At 39.2% G+C, this 21,688-nt stretch carries 24 protein-coding genes; 6 read left to right on the top strand and 18 right to left on the bottom strand.

From position 1 onward, the window contains the following. Positions 1–36: 36 nt before the first annotated feature. On the bottom strand, positions 37–537 hold the full coding sequence (locus ACYQ03_RS10625; RefSeq protein ID WP_459909887.1) for a YajQ family cyclic di-GMP-binding protein: 501 nt from the start codon (positions 535–537) through the stop codon (positions 37–39). Between the two features lie 114 nt (positions 538–651). Between ACYQ03_RS10625 and ACYQ03_RS10620 the strand changes: the two genes are divergently transcribed. From ACYQ03_RS10620 to ACYQ03_RS10605, 4 genes are all read left to right on the top strand, one after another. Continuing rightward, the gene (locus ACYQ03_RS10620; protein ID WP_459909885.1) at positions 652–1,230 is read left to right on the top strand and encodes a DNA-processing protein DprA; all 579 of its coding nucleotides are present in this window, start codon (positions 652–654) and stop codon (positions 1,228–1,230) included. Between the two features lie 158 nt (positions 1,231–1,388). Beyond that, positions 1,389–1,649 (top strand): hypothetical protein, encoded by a 261-nt coding sequence (locus ACYQ03_RS10615; protein ID WP_459909883.1) that lies wholly within the window; start codon positions 1,389–1,391, stop codon positions 1,647–1,649. Between the two features lie 303 nt (positions 1,650–1,952). Continuing rightward, a complete protein-coding gene (locus tag ACYQ03_RS10610) occupies positions 1,953–2,126 on the top strand; it encodes a hypothetical protein (RefSeq protein WP_459909881.1) in 174 nt (57 codons plus the stop codon). A gap of 170 nt (positions 2,127–2,296) precedes the next feature. After that, positions 2,297–2,485: a hypothetical protein gene (locus ACYQ03_RS10605; RefSeq protein ID WP_459909879.1), complete on the top strand. Its 189-nt coding sequence runs from the start codon at positions 2,297–2,299 to the stop codon at positions 2,483–2,485. A gap of 397 nt (positions 2,486–2,882) precedes the next feature. Here ACYQ03_RS10605 and ACYQ03_RS10600 read toward each other — a convergent pair whose 3' ends face one another. The 3 genes from ACYQ03_RS10600 to ACYQ03_RS10590 all read right to left on the bottom strand — a co-directional run bounded on the left by ACYQ03_RS10600 (position 2,883) and on the right by ACYQ03_RS10590 (position 7,232). Then, the gene (locus ACYQ03_RS10600; RefSeq protein ID WP_459909877.1) at positions 2,883–3,644 is read right to left on the bottom strand and encodes a helix-turn-helix domain-containing protein; all 762 of its coding nucleotides are present in this window, start codon (positions 3,642–3,644) and stop codon (positions 2,883–2,885) included. Further along, positions 3,613–4,710: a tRNA 2-selenouridine(34) synthase MnmH gene (gene mnmH, locus ACYQ03_RS10595; RefSeq protein WP_459909875.1), complete on the bottom strand. Its 1,098-nt coding sequence runs from the start codon at positions 4,708–4,710 to the stop codon at positions 3,613–3,615. Before mnmH ends, ACYQ03_RS10600 begins: the two co-directional genes overlap by 32 nt. Positions 4,711–4,967: 257 nt before the next feature. Beyond that, complete coding sequence (locus tag ACYQ03_RS10590; RefSeq protein ID WP_459909873.1) at positions 4,968–7,232, bottom strand: FtsK/SpoIIIE family DNA translocase; 2,265 nt, start codon at positions 7,230–7,232, stop codon at positions 4,968–4,970. 137 nt (positions 7,233–7,369) lie between these two features. On the opposite strand from ACYQ03_RS10590, the gene ACYQ03_RS10585 reads away from it, so the two are divergent. Together ACYQ03_RS10585 and ACYQ03_RS10580 are read left to right on the top strand one after the other, a co-directional pair. Beyond that, positions 7,370–7,582, top strand: a complete 213-nt coding sequence (locus ACYQ03_RS10585; protein WP_459909871.1) for a hypothetical protein — start codon at positions 7,370–7,372, stop codon at positions 7,580–7,582. A gap of 19 nt (positions 7,583–7,601) precedes the next feature. Next, a complete protein-coding gene (locus tag ACYQ03_RS10580) occupies positions 7,602–8,051 on the top strand; it encodes a spore coat protein (protein ID WP_459909869.1) in 450 nt (149 codons plus the stop codon). Positions 8,052–8,304: 253 nt separating this feature from the next. Here ACYQ03_RS10580 and ACYQ03_RS10575 read toward each other — a convergent pair whose 3' ends face one another. From ACYQ03_RS10575 to sleB, 14 genes are all read right to left on the bottom strand, one after another. After that, positions 8,305–8,514, bottom strand: coding sequence for a YlzJ-like family protein (locus ACYQ03_RS10575; RefSeq protein ID WP_459909867.1), 210 nt, complete (start codon positions 8,512–8,514; stop codon positions 8,305–8,307). After that, positions 8,511–9,350 (bottom strand): ClpP family protease, encoded by an 840-nt coding sequence (locus ACYQ03_RS10570; protein ID WP_459909865.1) that lies wholly within the window; start codon positions 9,348–9,350, stop codon positions 8,511–8,513. Before ACYQ03_RS10570 ends, ACYQ03_RS10575 begins: the two co-directional genes overlap by 4 nt. A 336-nt stretch (positions 9,351–9,686) precedes the next feature. Continuing rightward, positions 9,687–11,351 (bottom strand): ribonuclease J, encoded by a 1,665-nt coding sequence (locus ACYQ03_RS10565; protein ID WP_459909863.1) that lies wholly within the window; start codon positions 11,349–11,351, stop codon positions 9,687–9,689. Between the two features lie 238 nt (positions 11,352–11,589). Then, a complete protein-coding gene (gene dapA, locus ACYQ03_RS10560; RefSeq protein ID WP_459909861.1) occupies positions 11,590–12,480 on the bottom strand; it encodes a 4-hydroxy-tetrahydrodipicolinate synthase in 891 nt (296 codons plus the stop codon). Between the two features lie 20 nt (positions 12,481–12,500). Next, on the bottom strand, positions 12,501–13,733 hold the full coding sequence (dapG, locus tag ACYQ03_RS10555; protein ID WP_459909859.1) for an aspartate kinase: 1,233 nt from the start codon (positions 13,731–13,733) through the stop codon (positions 12,501–12,503). Between the two features lie 2 nt (positions 13,734–13,735). Further along, complete coding sequence (locus tag ACYQ03_RS10550) at positions 13,736–14,758, bottom strand: aspartate-semialdehyde dehydrogenase (protein WP_459909857.1); 1,023 nt, start codon at positions 14,756–14,758, stop codon at positions 13,736–13,738. Positions 14,759–14,799: 41 nt separating this feature from the next. After that, a complete protein-coding gene (locus ACYQ03_RS10545) occupies positions 14,800–15,384 on the bottom strand; it encodes a dipicolinate synthase subunit B (RefSeq protein WP_459909855.1) in 585 nt (194 codons plus the stop codon). A 24-nt stretch (positions 15,385–15,408) separates the two neighbouring features. Then, on the bottom strand, positions 15,409–16,311 hold the full coding sequence (dpsA, locus tag ACYQ03_RS10540; protein ID WP_459909853.1) for a dipicolinate synthase subunit DpsA: 903 nt from the start codon (positions 16,309–16,311) through the stop codon (positions 15,409–15,411). Positions 16,312–16,420: 109 nt separating this feature from the next. After that, a complete protein-coding gene (gene dapB, locus ACYQ03_RS10535) occupies positions 16,421–17,218 on the bottom strand; it encodes a 4-hydroxy-tetrahydrodipicolinate reductase (protein ID WP_459909851.1) in 798 nt (265 codons plus the stop codon). 466 nt (positions 17,219–17,684) lie between these two features. Continuing rightward, positions 17,685–17,954, bottom strand: coding sequence for a YlmC/YmxH family sporulation protein (locus ACYQ03_RS10530; RefSeq protein ID WP_459909849.1), 270 nt, complete (start codon positions 17,952–17,954; stop codon positions 17,685–17,687). Between the two features lie 13 nt (positions 17,955–17,967). Next, positions 17,968–18,309 (bottom strand): hypothetical protein, encoded by a 342-nt coding sequence (locus ACYQ03_RS10525; RefSeq protein ID WP_459909847.1) that lies wholly within the window; start codon positions 18,307–18,309, stop codon positions 17,968–17,970. Between the two features lie 148 nt (positions 18,310–18,457). Further along, on the bottom strand, positions 18,458–19,726 hold the full coding sequence (locus ACYQ03_RS10520) for a M16 family metallopeptidase (protein WP_459909845.1): 1,269 nt from the start codon (positions 19,724–19,726) through the stop codon (positions 18,458–18,460). Between the two features lie 129 nt (positions 19,727–19,855). Next, positions 19,856–20,608, bottom strand: a complete 753-nt coding sequence (locus ACYQ03_RS10515) for a polysaccharide deacetylase family protein (RefSeq protein WP_459909843.1) — start codon at positions 20,606–20,608, stop codon at positions 19,856–19,858. Positions 20,609–20,878: 270 nt separating this feature from the next. Continuing rightward, on the bottom strand, positions 20,879–21,595 hold the full coding sequence (sleB, locus tag ACYQ03_RS10510) for a spore cortex-lytic enzyme (protein ID WP_459909841.1): 717 nt from the start codon (positions 21,593–21,595) through the stop codon (positions 20,879–20,881). Positions 21,596–21,688 lie beyond the last annotated feature (93 nt).

The raw sequence follows: 21,688 nt of genomic DNA, 5'->3' as shown, positions 1-21,688 counted from the left end.
AGTATAAATCAGTGTGGCAAGCCTGTCAAAAGAAAACTAAAATGTTCTATAATTTGTAAACTCAACTGGTATATCTAGTTCCATACCTTTTACTACATTTATTACAGCCTGTAAATCGTCTCGATTTTTACCTGCAACCCTTACTTGGTCACCCTGAACAGATGCTTGCACTTTAATTTTACTATCTTTGATGCTTTTAACAATTTTTTTAGCTATATCCTGTTCAATTCCCTGGACTAACTTTACTGTTTGCTTCACAGTATCTCCTGCAGCAGATTCTACTTTACCATAGCGTAATGCTTTTAAGTTGACACCCCGCTTAACTAGTTTACCTTCCAAGATATCTATTACGTTACGTAATTTAAAATCATCGTCACTGATTAGAATAATCTCAGGCTTACCTTCAAAAATAATTTTACTCTTGCTTCCTCTAAAATCAAAGCGAGTTTCAATTTCCTTTAAAGACTGATGTACGGCATTAAGTACTTCTTGCATGTCCACACGACTGACTATATCAAAGCTATTTTCCTTTGCCATTAATACTACCTCCTAGAACATTTTACTTAAACATAAAAATTATATCACATTGGATAATGTTGTCAAAAACTGAATCTATTTTATTGATATAATAATTCTGGAGGATGTATTTAGATGTATCATTACCTTGGAAACTTTCCAGAATACAAAGAAATAATAGCGTTTATCGGTCCTAGAAGACCAGCCAAGGGTAGTTCTCCTATAGAAATACTCCAGCACCAACGTGACTGTGCAATGGCTTACTCACTGGCCCGTCAAGCAACCCGTAAAGGTATTGTGGTCCTCTCAGGTTTAGCCACTGGTATTGATACCGCAGCCCATCTAGGGTGCCTTGACGAGGGCGGTATTACAGTAGCCGTTGTTCCCTTTGGCTTAGCTGCACCAGTTTTTCCATCAGAAAATTATCACCTGTATCAGAGAATCGTAAGTAATGGTGGATGCATTGTGAGTCAATTTAAACTGGAGCAACCAGCTGTTAAGTGGACCTTTATTGCCCGGGACAAAACCCAGTCTCTCCTATCAAGTAAGATAGTGGTAATTGGTACCTTCCCTCCCACTGGTATTATCACCGGTGGAACTAAATATTGCGCCATGTGGGCTAGAAAATTGGGAAAACCATTATTTCATTATCGAGAATTCCAAGACAAATATATGGTTTATAAAGATGATCAAGTACTAATCGAAAAAGTTTAAATTTAAATTTTTGTGAAAAACTATATCTAAATTAAACGCCTGCTGTTAATTAGCAGGTTTTTTGTTTAATTCTTAATAAATTCTTAAATTTTCTAAAACTTGGTTGAAGTAATTGATAAAGTCTAATAATATTATTGAAAATCTGAAGGGGTGATTCTATGTTGAGGGTAAGAAGGCTCGATTTGGAAGAAATTATTGATCTGGAATGGTTAGCAATGCTAATTGATCAAGTTTTAGAATACAATAACTACACAGTACCCCTGGAGGAAAAACATGTAAAAATGATACAAATAGCTGTTAATGGCTCTTTAGACATCGAAACCATCGCCAGTTATATTGTAGACTACCTATCATCTGAGGCAATTAATTTTAACTATGAATATATTAATATTCCTCTAAGTCAGGAAGAAGTGGGGTAATATAATAGCCGTCGCCGTCAGCTATCAGCCATCAGCCTTTCAGCTTTATAAACCTTTAGCCTTAGTCTTTAGCCATTAGCTATGGGCCTAGGGCTTATTAGAAAACTAACCTTAACGAATTAGTAAGTGCTATCGTTATCCCCCACTGATGCAGTATCTTATACACAGGATCCATGAATTACTACCATTGCTAAAGGCTAATGGCTAATGGCCGAAAGCAAAATTATTTCCTACTTAACATCTTGGCCAGTCCGCATCAACATGGTATACTATATGCCAAATGGTACAAGGTGGTATAGCAAATTGGGAAAAAAATTAGACTGGAAAATTATCATAAGTGGCATCGGTTTTCTACTAATTGGGGCTAGTATGTTTTTCCCTGATCAGTCCTGGTTAATTATTATGGGTTCAATTCTATTTATCATCGGCATGGTAAGGAAACCTAATAGAGGTAAAGGCAATACTCGACGTAGGTAGTCGAGTATTTTTTTATGCTTACCGAGACAGTATCATCAGAGAATAAAATGTCATTTTACTTATTTTTGAGAGTAAGCTAATTTTTTATATGATTTAAAACCAAAATAAATAGGAGTAAAAACAAGATGATTTAGGGAAAATATTATAAAATCATCTGGAGGTGATTATTCATGATTCGCGACAATACATGGCGATATCCTAATTTCGGTTTTTGGGCCGTGCATGTAGCATCCCTTGCAGCAATAGGTTATTTAGCTTATAAAGCTATGGATTGTGATTGTGAGGGGAATTATTCAGAAAATCAATCTTTTTCAAACAGGATGCCCCAAAGCCAAGAACCCCAGGTTGATCAGTTTTAATTAATATATGGTATACTGTACTAAAAATAACCCGACTAATAGTCGGGTTATTTTTAGTACAGTTAGAGTGAGTGGGTGGTAATATTGCATTATATCTGGTTGTCTTTAGGACTTTTGGGATCACTATGGGTATTCTGGGATTCAAGAAAACAGGGCTATTCTTCTAAAGCCTCTTTCCGATGGGCTTTGGGTACTTTTTTTGTACCAGCTGTGGTCTTTCCTTTTTACCTCCTCCAGACAAACATCAAAGGAAACAGAAATAAACAACATAAAGGCCCCCGGGATATCACGTCAAACATCTTAATGAAATGCACCTTTTGCGGCAATTATTACCAAGGAAACCCAGATTACTGTCCCCATTGTAAGGCCAAATTAAAAGAAGGATAGAGACTAGCTCTTATCCTTCTTTTAATTTAGGCTCCTCACCGGAAGTAAATGGTATTTTTACAACCTTACCATTTTCCCCCAGACGTCCTAAATCCTTACCATTTACATTAACTTCTACTGCACCAGCATTACCAACATGTAAAAAAATCTTTTCTTCGGCTTTAAAATCCTTCATTTCCCCGGGTCCTACTAAACCACTGAAAACTGTGTTACCATCTGCCTCAACCTGCATCCAACTCTGTTGTTGTTCAGTTACCCTTAGGACCACTCTTACACCTTGATTATTTTGAGGAGCAACACCTTGAGCAGATGGCTTTATATCCTTAGAGGGCTGATCTGTCTGATTATTAGGTTGTTCTTGAACAGTATTAGGTAACTCAGGTTTGTTATCTAGCCCTTGGTCCCTATTATAAATAGAATTAAACGCCACTAAAGAAACAATGGCCAATCCTGCTACCAGATATCTCCATTTTTTATTTTCTTTAGAAGTTGGTTCAATTTCAACTTCTTTGGTTTCCTCTACAGGAGGTTGAGTATTGTTACAAATACGACTATACTCAGCCATTATTTCTTCTGTATCCAGTTCCAAGTACTTTGAATAAGTTCTTAAAAAAGCTTTGGCGTATACAGGTCCGGGTAAAATATCAAAGTTTTCGTTTTCTAAAGCCTCCAAGTACTTTGCTCTAATTTTAGTAGCTTCTTCTAAGTACCTGAAGGAATAACCCTTTTCCTTTCTCGCATTACTTAAAGCTTCCCCTATTTGCACAGTCATCACCTCCGTTTTTTACCTGCCTGCCATATTCAGGTAAGCACCTTATCCAATTAGCAATTTTTATGGTTGCTTGATCAATTTCATCACAGTCTACCGTTAAATCGTAATCATTGCTAGATGTATCTGGATATTTATAGAGAGGATCATAATAATTTTTGAGAAGGTAGGGAATAACTTCTGAAAATTTTCTTTCCTCTATCTTTTGATTGAGTTCTTCAACAACTTTACCACCTAGGGATTTTTTTAATAAGGAAGTACTGTATTGTAACCCTTCTATATTGTTGTTAGGACCACTTGTATATTCCTCAATAATTCTTTTAACCCGAACATCCATAGAAGCATACATTAACACTCTATAACCCTTAGCCATAGCATTTAGAACCGAGGTTGGCACAATTAGTTTACCCACTCTGCGACTTTCACACTCTACTACAATAACTCCTAGGTTTTCAGTTTTCTCTAGGTTCTGCACAATGCCTGCTTCAAAGTCCTTTTGGGAAGGTGATTCTGGCAAACCTATTTTACCGTATGCTGATCCACGATGGCGGGCTAGAGACTCCAAATCTAATACTGGTATACCCATTGTATATAATTTATTTAATACAATGGTTTTACCAACTCCAGTTAGGCCATGTAACACAATGCATTTGTGGGGAATCTCATCTTGGTCTAAATAATTATGAACGTACCGACGATAGGCTTTATATCCACCCTGAACGCGGTAAACATCCATACCCAGACTTGACAAAATAGATGTTAGGTATTTGCTGCGCATCCCCCCGCGCCAGCAATAAAGAAAGACCTTTTTATTTTTACCTAAATTTGCAATATCATTGTACAGTTTGGGTAATTTAGGGCCAGCAATCTCAATACCTAATTTTTTGGCTTCTTCGGTACCAATCTGTTTATAAACAGTTCCAACCTTGGCCCGTTCTTCATTATTAAATAAAGGAACATTTATTGCATTTGGTATGGAACCTTCAGCAAATTCTCCTTCTGAACGAACATCAATTAAACAGGTATCTTTTTGTTTTAAAGCTTCCTCTATAGAAAAATCTTTCGTCATCTTGTCTTACTTCCTCGTCGCTCTATTCAAGCTCCATTTTAGTATTCCCAATATCTATCAGGCTAAATAATACTAATATCTCTGCTTTCCTAGCGTATTTATTCTTTGTTCCGTTCTACTTAGTTTGCCCTGTGCATTCGGATATTTTTACACTTTCTCTCGGCAAAAAACAAAGTCAGTATAGCACGGACAACCAGAAATGGTCAACTTTTGTAAAACACACTAACAACCCAGCTAATGGCAAGATTATTTTCATATTAGCTCTTCTTACTATCAGTAAAGGTTTGTAAGTATTGTTCCATTGTCATTAGAATAGCCCTTGGTTTACTTCCCTCATATCCTCCTACAATACCTTTCTTTTCCATAATATCGATTAATCTAGCTGCCCGAGCATAACCAATATGAAGTCGACGTTGTAACATAGATATCGAAGCATGTCCAGTTTCTATTAAAATCCGAACAGCCTCGGGCAGTAATTCGTCTTCAGCCTCAGACTCTTCTTTTTCCTTTGGCTCATCTTTAATAACAGTATCATCATAGGTAGGCTCAGACTGTTTTTTCAAGAAGTTTACAACATCCTCGACTTCTCTGTCAGAAAGATACGCACCCTGTACACGTATAGGCTTAGATGCACCAACTGGGAAGTATAACATATCACCTTTCCCTAATAGTTTTTCTGCACCTGCCATATCAAGAATCGTCCTAGAGTCCACCTGAGATGAAACGGCAAAGGAAATCCGAGATGGAATGTTTGCTTTAATTAAACCTGTAATAACATCCACAGAGGGCCGTTGGGTGGCTACAACCAAGTGAATACCTGCAGCTCTAGCCATTTGGGCCAAGCGGCAAATAGCATCTTCTACATCTGCCGGAGCAACCATCATTAAATCTGCTAACTCGTCAATAATGACCACCATGAGTGGCAAACGATTTTGACCTGCGCCGGGTTCAGAGTCTTTAAACATGTTATTATACATGGTTATATTGCGAACCCCTGCCTTGGCAAACAACTCATAACGTTTTTCCATCTCACGGACTGCCCATCGAAGTGTAGTTGCTGCTTTTTTAGGGTTTGTTACCACTGGAGAAACCAAATGAGGGATCCCATTATAAGTAGCTAATTCAACCATTTTAGGATCTATCATTAAGAACTTAACTTCATCCGGTGTGGCTTTAAATAAAATGCTGGAAATGAGTGTATTTATACATACACTTTTACCCGCACCAGTGGCACCGGCAATTAAAAGGTGAGGCATCTTTGTTAAGTCAGCCAAAACTGGTGTCCCAGCAATATCTTTGCCTAACGCTACGGTTAAACGTGAATCTGAGGAGTTAAATTCATTGGCTTCTAATAAGTCTCTAATATGAACCATAGAAATTTCTTTATTTGGAACCTCAATTCCCACTGCTGCCTTACCAGGGATGGGTGCTTCGATACGAACATCTGGTGCAGCCATAGCTAAAGCAATATCGTCTGCCAAACCAACGATGCGGCTAACTTTTACTCCAGCAGGCGGTTGAATTTCATAGCGAGTTATGGCAGGGCCACGGGATACTTGAGTAACTTTGGCCTTAATACTAAAGTTTTCTAGAGTTTCTTCTAATTTAGTAATATTGTCTGTAATATCCTTTGCGCTTGAAACTGTTTTACTTCCCTTCATGGGTCTTGATAAAAGGTTTAACGGGGGTAGGTTAAAAGAACCAATATCAGTTAATGATAGCTGATTATAAGTCATATCAACTCTTTCGTTTTCATTTTTAGACAGTACTGCATTTTCGGTATCATTAGATCTAGGTTTATCATTAATCACGAAATTAAGTGGGCCAGTATTTTGATTATCTATATTCCCAAGATTAACTTTAGTGTGTTTAGAACTGGAAAAATCAATTTCATCCTGAGAACTAGTTATGATTATAGGTGTGTGACTAGTTGTTTCATCAACTTCAGTAAACAAAAATGAGTTTAATCTTCTTCCCGTATTGGCTATAAAATTTTTAGCCCTTAGGGTAATTCTCTGAACAATGTCGGCCATAGAAACATTGGTCATTAATAAAAAAGATACTATTAGCCCTGAGGTTAATAATATATATGTACCTGCTTTACCAAAGGACTGGATTAATAAAAATACTAGTATTGAACCAATCAATCCTCCTCCTTTGCCAACTGAAGTCTCATCTGTAATTTGCATTAGAACATCCATAAAAGTAGTTTTAACTGGTAGCATTAAGCTTAATAGGGCAAGAATAATAATAAATAGTAAAACTGCGCCATAAATCTTAATATTTACACTGGATCTCTTACGTTCTATGATTAGTTTTATACCAAATAAACCAAGAAAGAACATTAATACAACTCCGCCGAAGGCCCCAAAGAGTCCTTTCAAAACCCTCCCCACAAAGCCACCTATAGCCCCTAGGGGAGTATCAGCAAAACTAATCAATCCCAATACAGCTAGGGCTATCAACCCTATGCCAAAAATCTCATATTTCAAATCTTCTTTTAGTTTCTTTAAGACATCCAAGGTTAGGCACCTCCAAATTATATATACTACAGATATTTCCAAAACCCTTTTATTGGATAAACAAGACGTAGGCTGAATAAAGTCTGTGTTAAGATACCATATTAACACATGATATGACTTTGAAAGGAGGCAACCTCGTGACATATACTATGGGACAAAAAACAGCTAGAGAATTATTAGATTTAGAAAGTCACTTAATGCTAGAAACAAACCTAGTGGGTCAGTTCAATCATTTTGCCCGAGAGTCTACTAATCCACAACTACAACATCTTTGCCAAAACCTTTCCCGCAGCAGAATGGATTGTTTTCAGAAACTTGTCCAACACACAAACAGCGGCTCCCTTCAATAATAGAAAAGGAGGTGTAATAATGCAAGGAGATCAAGTAACCGATAAAAATCTCTGTTTAGCAATGCTCAATGAATTAAAGTGGAATGCATCTTCCTTAACATCCAATATATTGGAGTGTTCCAATGAGCAACTTCGTCAGGAGTATATTAATATCTTAAATCAGACCTTTGATCAGCAAAAACAAGTTTTTGATTTTGCTCATCAGCAAGGCTGGTATAAGCCCATGATGGCTGAACAAAATATGATTAATCAAGTACAAAATGGTGCTCAAAAAATGATAAATGAACAACAACAAAGCATGCTGACTCAACAACACCAGATGCAATACCAAGCTACCCAAGTCCCTTTTCAACAAAATATGCTAAATCAAAACCAAGGAATGAGCTACCAAAGCTACTCCCAGCCCAATTATAATCAGCAGCAACCCTATCAAAACTACAGCGAAATATCACAATACTTTTCTCGTTAAACCAAAAACCCTCTCCGAAACAGAAACATCGGAGGGGGTTTTTTAGCCGTCAGCAAAGTTGGAAAGCAGAAAGTTGGACAGTTGGAAAGAAAATTTCATGTCATCCTGGGCGTTAGCGAAGGGTCTTAGGCTAGCCTTTCAATGTGTAAAGATCCTTCACTGTCGCTCAGGATGACAGAGGGTTTCTTTCTTCTTTCCAACTTTCCGCCCATTGCTCACGGCCTATGAGCCATCGGGTCAGCTAAGGGCTATACTAGCTTGTTACTAAACCAGGATAAACGTCTGGACTTAAATAGTGGGCCGGGTTAGAGCTATTGATCCTGACTACTCGCCTTTGACCAGTTTCAGTTTTCTCAGTTAGAACTGGTATCCCTGCCACTTCAGTAGCTTCATAATCAACATAGGTATTGTTATCAAAGCCATCTAATACCTGTTCGGCTGGGAGTGGTGTCCATAATATCATTGTAAGAAACACCTCTCTTTTCCCTTTTGCTCCTCGATCAATTGCTTTAGCTTACACATGGCCTGCCCAATGCCACCAACTTCATCAATTAACCCACTCTCCACTGCATCTTTACCTATTACAACAGTCCCTATATCTCTAGCCAGCTCGCCGGTTTTAAACATTAATTCTCTAAATTTCTCTTCAGTTACCTTGGAATGTTCAGTTACAAAACGGATAACCCTGTCTTGCATTTTATCAAGGTAATCATAGGTTTGGGGTACACCAATAACTAAACCGTTTAATCTGATTGGATGTATAGTCATAGATGCAGTTGGTGCAATAAAACTATATCTTCCAGAAACTGCAATGGGTACACCAATACTATGACCGCCCCCCAATACTAAGGTTACTGTAGGTTTAGTCATTGTAGCCACAACTTCTGCAATAGCCAGTCCTGCTTCTACATCTCCACCAACGGTATTAAGGACTAATAACACGCCTTCTACATTATCATCCTGTTCGATTCCTACCAGCTGCGGTATGATATGTTCATACTTTGTTGTTTTGTTCTGGGAAGGAAGCATAATATGGCCTTCAATTTGGCCAACAATGGTTACACAGTGAATATTGCTTTTAATAGTCTCGGGGATAGTTGGCGTTCCCATTTCTTTTATATTCTCCAGAGTACCTTTAGATTGTCCTACTATACGTTTAGTAGTTCCAGGCACTCCTGGTCCTGGGGCTGTCTGCGGCATATTAGGGTCATTGGGAGGTTGCAGAGGGTTAGGTGCATTTGGCGTATAAGGTATCTGTCCAGGGTTTTCATTACCAGTATAACGTGGCTTCATTAGCATAAAAAGAGTCACTCCTCTTGATATTCTTGTTCAATGGTACTAGTATGCTCGTAAATTACTAGAAAATGTATGATTTAGCAACAAAATATTGTTAGCCATCAGCTATCAGCCTTCAGCTTTTTTGCAGAATCTTCTTAGAGGTACCATTAGGCCATGGGCCTTGTGCCTTGTGCCATGAGCTAAAAACCCTTAAGAATTACTTGCAAAAAAGGCCCATGGCTCACGGCACAAGGCCCTTTCTAAGCTAACGACTAATGGCTGAAGGCTGACAGCTAGACCCCAAAGAAATACCCATAAGAAAAAGACTCCTGTCCATACAACGGACAGGAGTCTTTTTCACACTTCCATAATAATGGGTAAGATCATAGGCCTTCTCCTAGTTTTTTCATATAAAAACTTTCCTAAGTCATCTCTTACTTGGGATTTAATGGCCGCCCATTCTGAAATTCCACGGGTACAACACTTATCCAAGGCCACTTTCACCTTATTCTTCGCTTCCTCCATAAGAATTTCCGATTCGCGAACATAGACAAATCCCCTTGAAACAATATCAGGCCCTGCCAAGACCTGATTTTTTTGTTTATCCATGGTTACTACCACGATTAGAATACCGTCTTGTGATAATTGTTTTCTATCTCGTAAAACAATATTACCAACATCCCCAACACCCAATCCGTCCACCAACACTTTACCTGATGTCACCCTGCCTGCCATTCTTCCATATCTCCGGGTAAACTCAAAGACCTGACCGTTTTCGCCAATGAAAATGTTTTCAGCAGGAATGCCAATTTCCCGGGCAAGTTCGGCATGCTTTTTAAGCATTCTGTACTCACCATGGACAGGGATAAAAAATTTAGGCCTAATTAAATTAAGCATTAACTTTAATTCTTCCTGACTGGGGTGACCAGAAACGTGAATCCCAGAAACAGCCTCATAAATAACCTTTGCACCTAATTTAAAAAGTTGGTCAATGATACGAGTAACTAACTTCTCATTGCCTGGTATGGGTGTAGCAGAGATGATAACCGTATCTCCGGGAATAATATCCACTTGCCGATGGTCATTCATAGCGATTCGAGTTAAGGCAGACATAGGTTCACCCTGACTACCTGTTGTAAGAAGAACTATCTTATTTTTGGGTAGTCTAGCAGCTTCATCTAAATCGATTAGAGTGCCTTCTGGTATGTGAAGGTATCCCAATTCGCTTGCAACTTGCACTACATTTGCCATACTTCGTCCTACCACTGCCACGTGACGATCATATTCATAGGCAATGGAAATTGCCTGCTGAAGTCGATGCACATTGGAGGCAAATGTTGCTATAATAATTCTTTCTTGGGCCTGCCTGAAGGTTTCATCAAAGGAGTTACCTACTACCCTCTCAGACATAGTATAGCCCGGCCGCTCAACATTAGTACTGTCCGACATCATAACCAGTACACCCTTTTCTCCCAGAGCTGCAAACCTTGGCAGATCAATAACCTCTCCATCTATAGGAGTCTGATCTATTTTAAAATCTCCTGTGTGCAGCAATGTTCCTACAGGCGTATGGATAGCGATAGCCATTGCATCTGGTATACTGTGAGAAACTCTAATAAACTCAACCTTAAAGGGGCCGATTTGGAAGGTATCTCTAGGTTTTACCGTCTGCAGTTTTACCTGATCTAACAAATTATGTTCCTTTAATTTTCCTTGTACCAATCCTAGGGCCAACTTAGAACCGTACACTGGAACATTTATTTGTCTTAAGACGTAAGGTAACGCACCTATGTGGTCTTCATGGCCATGTGTGAGCAATATACCCAAAACTTCTTCTTTATGCTCCAATAGGTAAGTAATATCCGGGATTACAATGTCAATTCCCAGCATTTCTTCTTCCGGAAACATTAAACCACAATCAATAAGTACGATATTTTCCCCGAATCTCACCGCAGTAATGTTTTTACCGATCTCGCCTAATCCCCCCAGAGGAATTACAGCTAATTTAGGTTCTTTTGCCAAAACCGCACCTCCTATAGTAAAACTAGTGTAATTATTGTTACAACGATAAAGTAATTTGTGCTTGGTGAGAAACTAGGAGAAGGCGGGGAAAATATGTAATTTTATACTGAAGCGGAAAACCGTTCCTTAACCTACGGATAAATTATACTCAAATTAATCCCTAACGGCAATATAATTACCCGTAAGTGCCAAAATAATACAAAAGGATACACTCATAAGTGTATCCTTTTGTATTCTACTATAGTAATTCGAGATTTTTCATCACTATTTTAACACTTTCAATCTCATTGGTAGTGGCTTCTACTAAAGGTAATCTTACGCCTCCCACTGCTAAGCCTTTGAGAATTAAAGCAGCCTTCACTGGAACTGGGTTTGAAGTAATAAATAAACCTTTAAATAATGGATATAGTTCCTTATGCAAATTTGCTGCAAGGGTTGTATTCCCCGAAGTGAAGGCATCAATCATTTCTTGAATTTTCTTGCCTGCAACATGGGCTGCTACACTAATGATCCCTTGACACCCTAGAGCTAGCATCGGCAAAGTCATTGAATCGTCCCCACTATAGATGACAAAATCCTCAGGTAAGATACGACGTAGTTCAGATACCTGATCGATGCTACCAGCAGCTTCTTTAATAGCTACAATATTCGGAACATCTTCTGCAAGCCTTAGTACTGTGGCGGGTAATACATTAATGCCTGTACGCCCAGGAATATTGTAAAGAATTATAGGTAAACTGGTGCTTTCAGCTAAAGTACGAAAGTGTCTATAGAGACCTTCCTGAGATGGCTTGTTGTAATAGGGAGCAACCAACATAACTCCATCACAACCAACTTTTTCTGCCTCTTTAGTCAAGGCAATACTCCCAGTGGTATCATAACTTCCGGTACCTGCAATTACTGCAGCCTTACCACCTACTTCTTCGACTACTGCTTTAAACAACTCAATTTTTTCATCCTTCGTCAAAGTAGGAGATTCTCCTGTTGTACCACTAACAACCAAACCATCCGATCCATTTTCCACAAGATATCTAGCAAGTTTCTTAGCTTGAGTGTAATTCACAGATGAATCGGGGTTAAAGGGTGTTACCATAGCCGTTAAAACCCTACCAAAATCCCCAATTGCCATTAGCTTTCACCATCCCTTTTTTATCCTTTATTGTTTTGACCTAGCTTAAATTTTCGGTGCAAGGCCTTAATCGCCTTCTTCATATTATCATTGTCAACTAAAACCCAAATTGTAGTATGAGAATCAGAAGACTGCAATATTTCAACCCCTTCTTCGGTTAGGCCTTGAACAATACTAGCCATTACGCCGGGAACCCCTGTCATACCAGCACCAACTGTAGACACTTTTGCACAATTCGGTTTGACTAATGGTTGAATACCTAAGTTTTCTAGTACAGCCAATGCCTTTTGGGCAACTTCATCCTTAACAGTAAACATAATTATTTCTGGGCTAACATTAATAAAATCTATACTAATACCAGCCAAAGCTAGTGAACGAAAAATACGTAACCCAGGCTCTTCCACTGTAACGTCTTTTACAATTATTTTCAACTGGGTAACTCCAGAAATATGAGTAACTCCACTTGCTAATCGATCTCTTGTTATATCTATAGTTCCATAAACTCCATGGTGACTGGTTACCAAGGTCCCAGGGGCATCGGAAAAGGTAGAGCGTACACGAAGAGGAATATTCTTTTGCATGGCAATTTCCACTGCCCTTGGGTGAATAACCTTTGCCCCCTCATGGGCGAGTTGACAAATCTCATTATAGGTTACTGTGTCAAGTATACGTGCATCCTCGACAATTCTAGGATCTGCTGTCATGATTCCTTCAACGTCTGTATAGATATCAATACATTCTGCATTAAGGGCTACTCCCAGTGCAGATGCTGTGGTATCACTACCCCCACGCCCCAGGGTTGTTATCTCTCCGTTTTCAGTTACCCCCTGAAAGCCAGCTACTACAACAATTTTCCCTTGTTCAGCAAAATGGGTAATTTTTTTAGGTTCTACCCGTATAATTCTGGCATCGTTATGATTGTCATCAGTTATGATGCCAGCCTGTTCACCGGTGAGTAACACTGCCGGATGTCCCATATGCTGAAGTGTATTTACCATGGCAACCCCAGAGATAATCTCGCCACAAGACATTAACAGATCCATTTCCCTGGAAGGTATGTCTCTATTAATGGATAAAATGAAACTCAACAGAGTATCGGTGGCATAGGGTTCACCCTGTCGCCCGATGGCAGATACTACAACAACTGGAGAAAAACCCTCATTGGCTGCAGAAATAATTTTATTTGCCACTAATTCTCTTAGATCCTGTGAAACAAGAGAAGTTCCCCCAAATTTTTGGATAAGAAAGCGCATATTTACTCCTTTTTTATTAAGCAATCATATTTAAGCAATAACTCGGCGATTTGCACAGCATTTGTAGCCGCACCCTTACGAATTTGATCACCCACTACCCAAAGGTTTAACCCATTTTCTATGGTGTTATCCTCACGAATACGACCTACAAAAACCTCATCGTGGTTTGAGGTAAATACAGGCATTGGATATACCTGGTTAGTAACATCATCTTTAACAATAATGCCCGGTGCATTGGCTAAAATCTCCTTAGTCTGGGCTCCGGTTAGTTTACGTTCTGTTTCAATATTAACGGCTTCCGAATGACTACGGTATACAGGTACTCGAACAGTGGTGGCCGTAATTTTGATGTTATCATCATGTAAAATCTTTTGTGTCTCTTTCACCATTTTCCATTCTTCTTTGGTATAATCCAATTCCTGAAACACATCAATATGCGGAATTAGATTAAAGGCAATCTGGTGAGCAAATTTGTTAGGTGGATATTCTCTTCCCTCAAGTACGGCCTTAACTTGTTCGGTCAGTTCTTCAATTCCTTCTTTACCGGCACCTGATACAGCCTGGTAAGTGGAAACAACTACACGCTTAATTCTGGCAGCATCATGTATGGGTTTTAAGGCAACAACCATAATTATGGTTGAGCAATTGGGGTTTGCGATAATTCCTTTGTGCCACTTAACATCCTCTGGGTTCACTTCCGGCACGATCAAAGGCACCGCAGGATCCATACGATAATTACTGCTATTATCAATTACCACACAACCCTGCTCAACCGCTGCATTTCCATATTCTAAGCTTGCTTTTCCACCTGCAAACAAGGCAATATCCATCCCTTTAAAGGAGTCGGGGGTAGTTTCCTCCACCAGATATTTCTGACCTTGAAACTCTATCTCAGTCCCTGCAGAACGGGAAGTTGCACAAAGCTTTAAATTTGCGATTGGAAAATTACGTTCGTTCAATATATTTAAAAGTTCTTGACCTACTGCTCCGGTGGCACCAACTATAACTAGATTAACTTTTTTCAACGACTTTCCCTCCTTGAACAATTGACCCCCGACCTTAGCTTTTATACTTGAATTAGTACGGGCTGTATTTGTTTTCCTTGCAATGCATGTTCGATGGTATCTATTATTAGATCCATTTTACATTTTAGTGAATTTGGCTTTCCAGTAGGACTATCCTGACCAAAGGGTACCATATATATATTTTTAGTGTTAATCAATAATCCCAGGTTTTTAGCGTTGATACCTAAGCCATCATTGGTTGAAATGCCTATGACCACAGGTCTCAAATTGCGCAAGTGTGCTTTTGCTGCCATGAGAACTGGGGTATCTGTAATTCCATTAGCCAATTTTGCCATGGTATTTCCTGTACATGGGGCAATAACAATAACGTCAACAAGTTTCTGAGGACCCACTGGTTCAGCAGTAACCATGGAATTCATCGGTTCTTTACCAGTAATGTTTTCTAGCATTTCACGCCATTTTTTTGTTGTACCAAAACGTGTGTCTACGGTATCCACTGAAAAACTAATAATAGGATAAATTTCAGCACCTTGATCGACTAACTCTTGTATTTTAGGCATTATTTCATCTAAACAACAATGTGATCCTGTAAGAGCAAAACCAATACGCACGCCTTTTAAACGCATTTGCCGCACCTCCATAAGCCAATTCTACTGTACTTTGTTTTGTTGCAATTCCTGGGCTAATAAATCAGGTATTACTTTTGCCAGGATTTGCCCAGCGGTTTTTGGTGCCACCCTGCCAGGAAGTCCTGGTGCTAAGACGGCTTTAATACCCAGTCTTGCTGCAGCATCAAAATCCGTTCCCCCAGGTGGAGAAGCAACATCGATGATTACTGCATCCTCCTTTGCTTTAGTTAAGATGCAGTTTGTCAATATCATCTTTGGTACAGTATTAAATATAATCTCGGCTTTGGCTATTGCATCTGGTAACTCCTCAAAGGAGATTGCTTCCATACCCATCTCGTAGACCCTAGCCCTATAACTTGCTGATCTTGCCACAACAGTAACCTTTGCCCCCATACCATGAAGAAGTCTTGCAATACTAGCTCCAGTTCGACCAAATCCTAAAACAAAGGATTTACTATTATGAATGGTGATTGCTGTATTTTCCATAGCCAACTGAACTGCTCCTTCTGCCGAAGGGATGGAGTTGAGTATGGCAACTTCGTCTAAGGCAAGTACTTGGATGAGCTTTAAATTGCTTCTTTCAACAATTTCTATTAGCTTAGGTCGGGCAAAACCAGCAAATACCGGAGCTTGAGAAGGCAATTTAACGAGCAAAGCTTCCGTGAGAATCAGTGGCTTTTCTTCGTAGACACAATATATATTGCCTTTTTCAAGTAAACCCGGAACTGGTAAGATTACCGCTTGCACATCTATCAGTGCCTCTTCTAGGGTCCCATAAACCGTGACATGAGGGGGATCGTTGTTAACCGGCAGCCCCACAACCTTCACATAAGCACCCAGACGAGATAAAGTGGAAACCAGTACAATTTCCCTGGCATCACCACCCAGGACAGCCACCTTGATTCCTTTTAAATCTGGCTGCATTGTTGTACCCTCCTCTCAACATCTGTGACACACTACATGATATGAGCTATCGGAGGGGGTGGTGCTTGTACTTAAGGCTTAACAGGCGTGCGTAAAATGCCATATTTAGTTACTCAAACAGTATATTTTCCAATCCATAGACCATATGATCCAAATGTATGACTTTTTGAACAGCCAATATAAGACCAGGCATAAAGGATTCTCTGGAAATAGAATCATGGCGAATAGATAGTGTTTGCCCTGTGCCACCAAATATGACCTCCTGGTGGGCTACAAAGCCAGGTAGACGAACACTATGTATTCTCATTCCCTCAAAGTTACCCCCTCGGGAACCTTCAATTTTCTCAAATTCACTGGGCATTCCCTGGGACATATTTCCCCTTACTGCAGCAATAGCTTCTGCTGTTTTAATGGCAGTTCCCGAAGGAGCATCCATCTTCTGATCGTGATGCAGTTCAATTATTTCCACATGGGGTAAATATTTTGCAGCTTCAGTGGCAAATTTTATCATTAGGAGGGCTCCTATTGCAAAATTGGGAACGATTAAACCCCCTAGGTTTCTTTCTGCAGCCAAATTGATAAATCCTTCAATTTCTGTGGTAGACATCCCGGTTGTGCCGACAACAGGCCTCACACCATGTTTAATAGCCAGTTCAATATCTCCCTGTACAACGCCGGCCCTGGTAAAATCAACTAGAACGTCTGGTTTTAATTCAGTAAGCACCTTATCTAAATTGTTAGAGACGCTAACATTTAAGTCGGGCTTCCCTATGACAGATCCTATGGTATAATCAACTTCCCGACTATCCACAGCCCCAACTAATTGCATCCCTTCAGTATTTGCAATCGCTTTGCAGGATTCCTGGCCCATTTTACCGAGGGCACCTGCAACTACTATTTTAATCATATATAACCACCGCCTTTATTATTGGTTAAAAGCAAAAAGTTTTTCATTTAATTATCCATTACCACATTTAGGGTTGTCAAGTTAGATACATCCAGTGTATTGTATACCTGTAATATTTTTAGAATTTTATGATTATTTTGCTTATTATATCACATATAACCTTAATAAAATAAAAAATGCAACATGGGAGATATTTACCCCTGTCGCAATATTAGCCCTCAGCCTTTTTAGCTTATTGGTATCCCTTTTGGGTCGGCCGTTAGCCGTGAGCCATGGGCCTTGGGCTTTTTGTGCATATGTTTAAGGGTCTTAAGCTCATAGCTCATGGCACACGGCCTAAGAACAGTTATATTATCCAAAAAGACCCCTAAGCAAAGCAGCCAAAAGCTGATGGCTGATGGCTCACGGCTAATTCATTCTGACTATGCACTTATCTACTGTATTTTCACTAACTAGTCATAGATACTTAATATGAATACTTGTGCAAAGCAGGACTACACTGATCCATTTCTACAATGATAACCTCTTCACCAATTTTACGAATGCTGTCCCAAGGAATAATCATTTGTTGTTTATCCATCCACATGGTTACAAAGTTTGTCCTCCTAGGCAAAATTATAGAGAGCACAGTCCCTGATTCAATATCTATGGTAACATCAGATTCCCCCACTACGCCTAACCTTGCACCATTATTTATATTGACAATTTCCTTTCCTACTAACTCACCTAGCCTCACAGTGAACCCCTCCTTATTTATATCTAAGTCTTTTAAGTCCCTGGAACATGCGATTAATATAGGGGCTTAGAATTGCCAAAATAAAAGAAATTGCTGCCATAGGTTCAAGTGATACGCCCGATAGACTTACCCGTGATGGTAAATCTATTTCCAAAAAAGTTGTTAGCATAATTAAAGATAAATAAATACCCCCCGCAGTACCTACAAGACCTGCAAGGGATTCAGAAAGAGCAGAAGATTTACTTTCACCAATTACATCCCATTCTTTGCGCATTCTTTTCATTCTCATTCGTTCCTTAATTGAAAATAAAATTAGTATAGCTGCCAATATACCAGCAATGATACTAATTACCAACTATCCCCACCTCCTGATAAATCTTATGGGTGATGTTGGTTAAATATGACTTCCAAGTAAAAAATCCCCTACTAAGAGGGGATCTGGCTAGCTTTTAGCCCTTAGCTTAACTACTAATAATACTAACAGCTAACGACTAATGGCTCATCTAATCCTTTAATGTTTCCAATACTTTCTTTAGATCACCGCAGTCCTGCCAGGGGCCAATAGCTGCCATGGAAAATTTATCTGGCTGAAATAACGTATTGGCAACGCGCAGGATATCTTCAAGGGTAATACGATTCAATTTTTCTACGATTTCCTCCGGACTATAGACCTTACCCAAATAAAGTTCTGACTTTCCCAACCGACTCATATGTGTATTGACACTTTCCATAGATAGTAGCAGATTTCCCTTTAGCTGGTCCTTGGCCCTTTGTAGTTCTTCCTTTAGTATACCATTCTTTTTAACATCCTTTATTTCCTTGAATATTAGATCCATGGCTTGATTTACATTTTCTTTGCTTAATCCAGCGTATACTCCAAAAATACCTGTATCGTAGTAGGAACTATGGTAGGAGTACACTGTATAAACCAATCCTCTCTGTTCCCTAATTTCTTGGAATAACCTGGATGATAAGCCACCACCTAAAACAGTGTTTATCACCTGAGCTACATATAATTCATCATCATCTAAACGTAAGCCAGGTGCACCAATCACCATATGGACTTGTTCTGTTTCTTTGTTGCGACAATTAACCTCAATACTATGTGTAGGGATCTTAAGATCCCTTGTTACTTGTTCTCCTGTTAAGCTAGAAAACAAGGGTAATAACTTTTCCACCACCTGTTGGTGGGTAATATTGCCTGCCACAGAAACAACAATTCGATTTGGTGTATAGTTTTGTTGCATATAAGCACGTAAATCTTTGTGGGTAAAACTGCTAACTGTTTCTGCCGTACCAATAATAGGCCTACCTAACGGATGTCCAGACCAAATCGTCTTAGCAAACATATCATGAACAAGTTCGTCCGGTGCATCCTCATACATTTTTATTTCTTCTAAAATAACATTCTTTTCTCGCTCTACATCCTTTTCAGAAATGTTGGAGTGGAAGAGCATATCTGATAATACGTCCACGGCTAAATTAAAATGTTCATCTAGTACCTTGGCATAGTAACAGGTATACTCTTTGGTAGTAAAGGCATTTAGCTGCCCTCCCACTGCATCCAGTTCTTCTGCAATTTGCTTTGCTGTCCTATGTTTTGTACCTTTGAACATCATATGTTCAATATAGTGGGAAATGCCAGCTGTTTGATCACTTTCATCCCGGGATCCAACATCGACCCAGATTCCCAGTGCTACAGATCGAACATGGGAAACTTGCTGTGTTAATATTCTTACTCCATTTGGTAGTACTTCTTTTTGGTAAAACATTACAATACCCCCCGGATACTCAATTATTGAAGAATTTCGCTATTATTTTTAAAAAACCTTTAATACTACGATATATTTACCGTTAAAGGAACATTAACCTAAGTATTCCCTTTTTTACTAACCCTATGATTATTTTATTACATCTTCATTATTTTTAGTTTCATTATTTTCCGGAACATTCTTAATTATTTCACTAATTTCAACAAACTCAAACCCCTTATCCTTAAGTTGTTTTATCATTGTTGGCAGTGCCTTAACGGTTGGCTCAGTTGGATGCATCAATACAATTGCTCCGTTATGGGCTTTACTTACCACCCTCTCAATAATAACTTCCGGAGCTGGTCTCTGCCAGTCGATTGTATCTATACTCCAAAGAATAAAGGAGTACCCTTGTTCTTCTGCTGCTTTTAAGACTGCTGGGCCCTTTTCTCCGTAAGGTGGTGCATATAGCTTGGGTCTTTTTTGAATGGTGTCATATATTAATTTCTCGGCCCTTTGCATATCCCTTAAGTTACCACTTTTACTTAATTGATCTGGGTGTGGATGAGAATAACCATGGGAGCCAATTTCATGACCTGCCCCTTCCATTTTCTTGAGTAAATCAGGAAAATCCTCCACCCAGGTCCCCCCTGCAAAGAAAGTTATTTTAATATCTTCATCTTTAAATATTTCTAACATTTGAGGTATGTATTCTTCCCCCCAAAAAACATTACAGGCCAAGGCAATTTTCTTCTCTTTTTCACTACCTTGATAAATCGGTGCAAAAACTCTTTCATTTTTTTCTTTACTAGCCATAATGCCTAGACCAATCAAAAACAAGGCAATAAATAACCAAAGGACCGACTTATATAACCGTCCCCTGCGAATAAACAGTATTCTCATGCATTTCACCCCTTATTTTTTCTTCATGAAAATTTATGCCATTTAAGACAGGATTATTTCTATTAATTGTTAAGACTGGGCATTTCACAGCTGTCATGGCCCAAAAATATTAGAAAAGGGGATTTGCACAATAATTAACCGTTCTTGTGTAGATATAATGTAAGGGAACCACACGGGTCGTTCCCTACCATTTAGGATTATCGGTAATTTGAACAAAAAAAGAAGTGTCGTTCGCTACTGAAAAGTAGTTTACGACACTCCTTTGTAAATTTAAGGGGCAAAAACGTGATTGCCAATTTTTAATGAAATAGGACGGCTCCATATCCACTTACTAGTTGCAGTCTTAGGGTTCCAATAATAGAGAGCACCACTGGTGGGGTCCCAGCCCTTTACAGCCGCATCTACCGCGCGAATGGCTGAATTATCGGGTTGTAAATAAAATTGTCCATCATGTACGGCTGTAAAGGCCCAGGGCTGAAAGATGACATCCCGAATAGTTCTTCCGAATTGTCCTGAAATAACTCTATTCAATACGACAGCAGCAACGGCAACTTGACCTTCAAAGGACTCTCCCCTGGCCTCACCGTACACTACTCTAGCTAAGTCATACAAATCCGATCGTGACAATGGTATGGCACCCCTAGATGTAGTTACTTCTGCCACAGGGGTTGTTCTAGGTCTATAGGTACTACTTCCACTGACCTGCTTTATTAGGAGGTTGGCTGTGGCCTTACCAACTATTCCATCTACTTTTAGTCCATTACTACCTTGAAATTCCTTCACGGCGTTAAGGGTTTGCCAACCGAATTTGCCATCTGTAGTTCCAGATTGATACCCTAGATAGTTAAGGTTCTTTTGCAGTTGTTGTACATCATAACCTTGCATTCCGTACTTTAATGTTCTATCACCTAGGTATGCTTCAGCCTGTCCCATGGGCAAGGTAATAAGCCCAAAAAGTAACGGAACCATAAATAAAAATATCATCATACTTTTCCTAACGATAATACCACCTCTTTTATAATATCTCCTAGTATGGGTAGCATAATAATTTTATAGTTTTTTACTGTCATTTGGCAAAGT

The sequence above is a fragment of the Desulfotomaculum defluvii genome (genome assembly GCF_054657375.1).
This window is presented reverse-complemented; position numbering and strand designations above follow the sequence as displayed.

Bases quoted from the DNA above. Each gene is read 5' to 3' on its own strand.
- ACYQ03_RS10625 (WP_459909887.1), bottom strand. From the start codon at position 537: ATGGCAAAGGAAAATAGCTTTGATATAGTCAGTCGTGTGGACATGCAA.
- ACYQ03_RS10620 (WP_459909885.1), top strand. From the start codon at position 652: ATGTATCATTACCTTGGAAACTTTCCAGAATACAAAGAAATAATAGCG.
- ACYQ03_RS10615 (WP_459909883.1), top strand. From the start codon at position 1,389: ATGTTGAGGGTAAGAAGGCTCGATTTGGAAGAAATTATTGATCTGGAA.
- ACYQ03_RS10605 (WP_459909879.1), top strand. From the start codon at position 2,297: ATGATTCGCGACAATACATGGCGATATCCTAATTTCGGTTTTTGGGCC.
- ACYQ03_RS10600 (WP_459909877.1), bottom strand. From the start codon at position 3,644: ATGACTGTGCAAATAGGGGAAGCTTTAAGTAATGCGAGAAAGGAAAAG.
- mnmH (WP_459909875.1), bottom strand. From the start codon at position 4,710: ATGACGAAAGATTTTTCTATAGAGGAAGCTTTAAAACAAAAAGATACC.
- ACYQ03_RS10580 (WP_459909869.1), top strand. From the start codon at position 7,602: ATGCAAGGAGATCAAGTAACCGATAAAAATCTCTGTTTAGCAATGCTC.
- ACYQ03_RS10575 (WP_459909867.1), bottom strand. From the start codon at position 8,514: ATGATATTATGGACACCACTCCCAGCCGAACAGGTATTAGATGGCTTT.
- ACYQ03_RS10570 (WP_459909865.1), bottom strand. From the start codon at position 9,350: ATGCTAATGAAGCCACGTTATACTGGTAATGAAAACCCTGGACAGATA.
- dapA (WP_459909861.1), bottom strand. From the start codon at position 12,480: ATGGCAATTGGGGATTTTGGTAGGGTTTTAACGGCTATGGTAACACCC.
- dapG (WP_459909859.1), bottom strand. From the start codon at position 13,733: ATGCGCTTTCTTATCCAAAAATTTGGGGGAACTTCTCTTGTTTCACAG.
- ACYQ03_RS10545 (WP_459909855.1), bottom strand. From the start codon at position 15,384: ATGCGTTTAAAAGGCGTGCGTATTGGTTTTGCTCTTACAGGATCACAT.
- dpsA (WP_459909853.1), bottom strand. From the start codon at position 16,311: ATGCAGCCAGATTTAAAAGGAATCAAGGTGGCTGTCCTGGGTGGTGAT.
- dapB (WP_459909851.1), bottom strand. From the start codon at position 17,218: ATGATTAAAATAGTAGTTGCAGGTGCCCTCGGTAAAATGGGCCAGGAA.
- ACYQ03_RS10520 (WP_459909845.1), bottom strand. From the start codon at position 19,726: ATGTTTTACCAAAAAGAAGTACTACCAAATGGAGTAAGAATATTAACA.
- ACYQ03_RS10515 (WP_459909843.1), bottom strand. From the start codon at position 20,608: ATGAGAATACTGTTTATTCGCAGGGGACGGTTATATAAGTCGGTCCTT.
- sleB (WP_459909841.1), bottom strand. From the start codon at position 21,595: ATGATGATATTTTTATTTATGGTTCCGTTACTTTTTGGGCTTATTACC.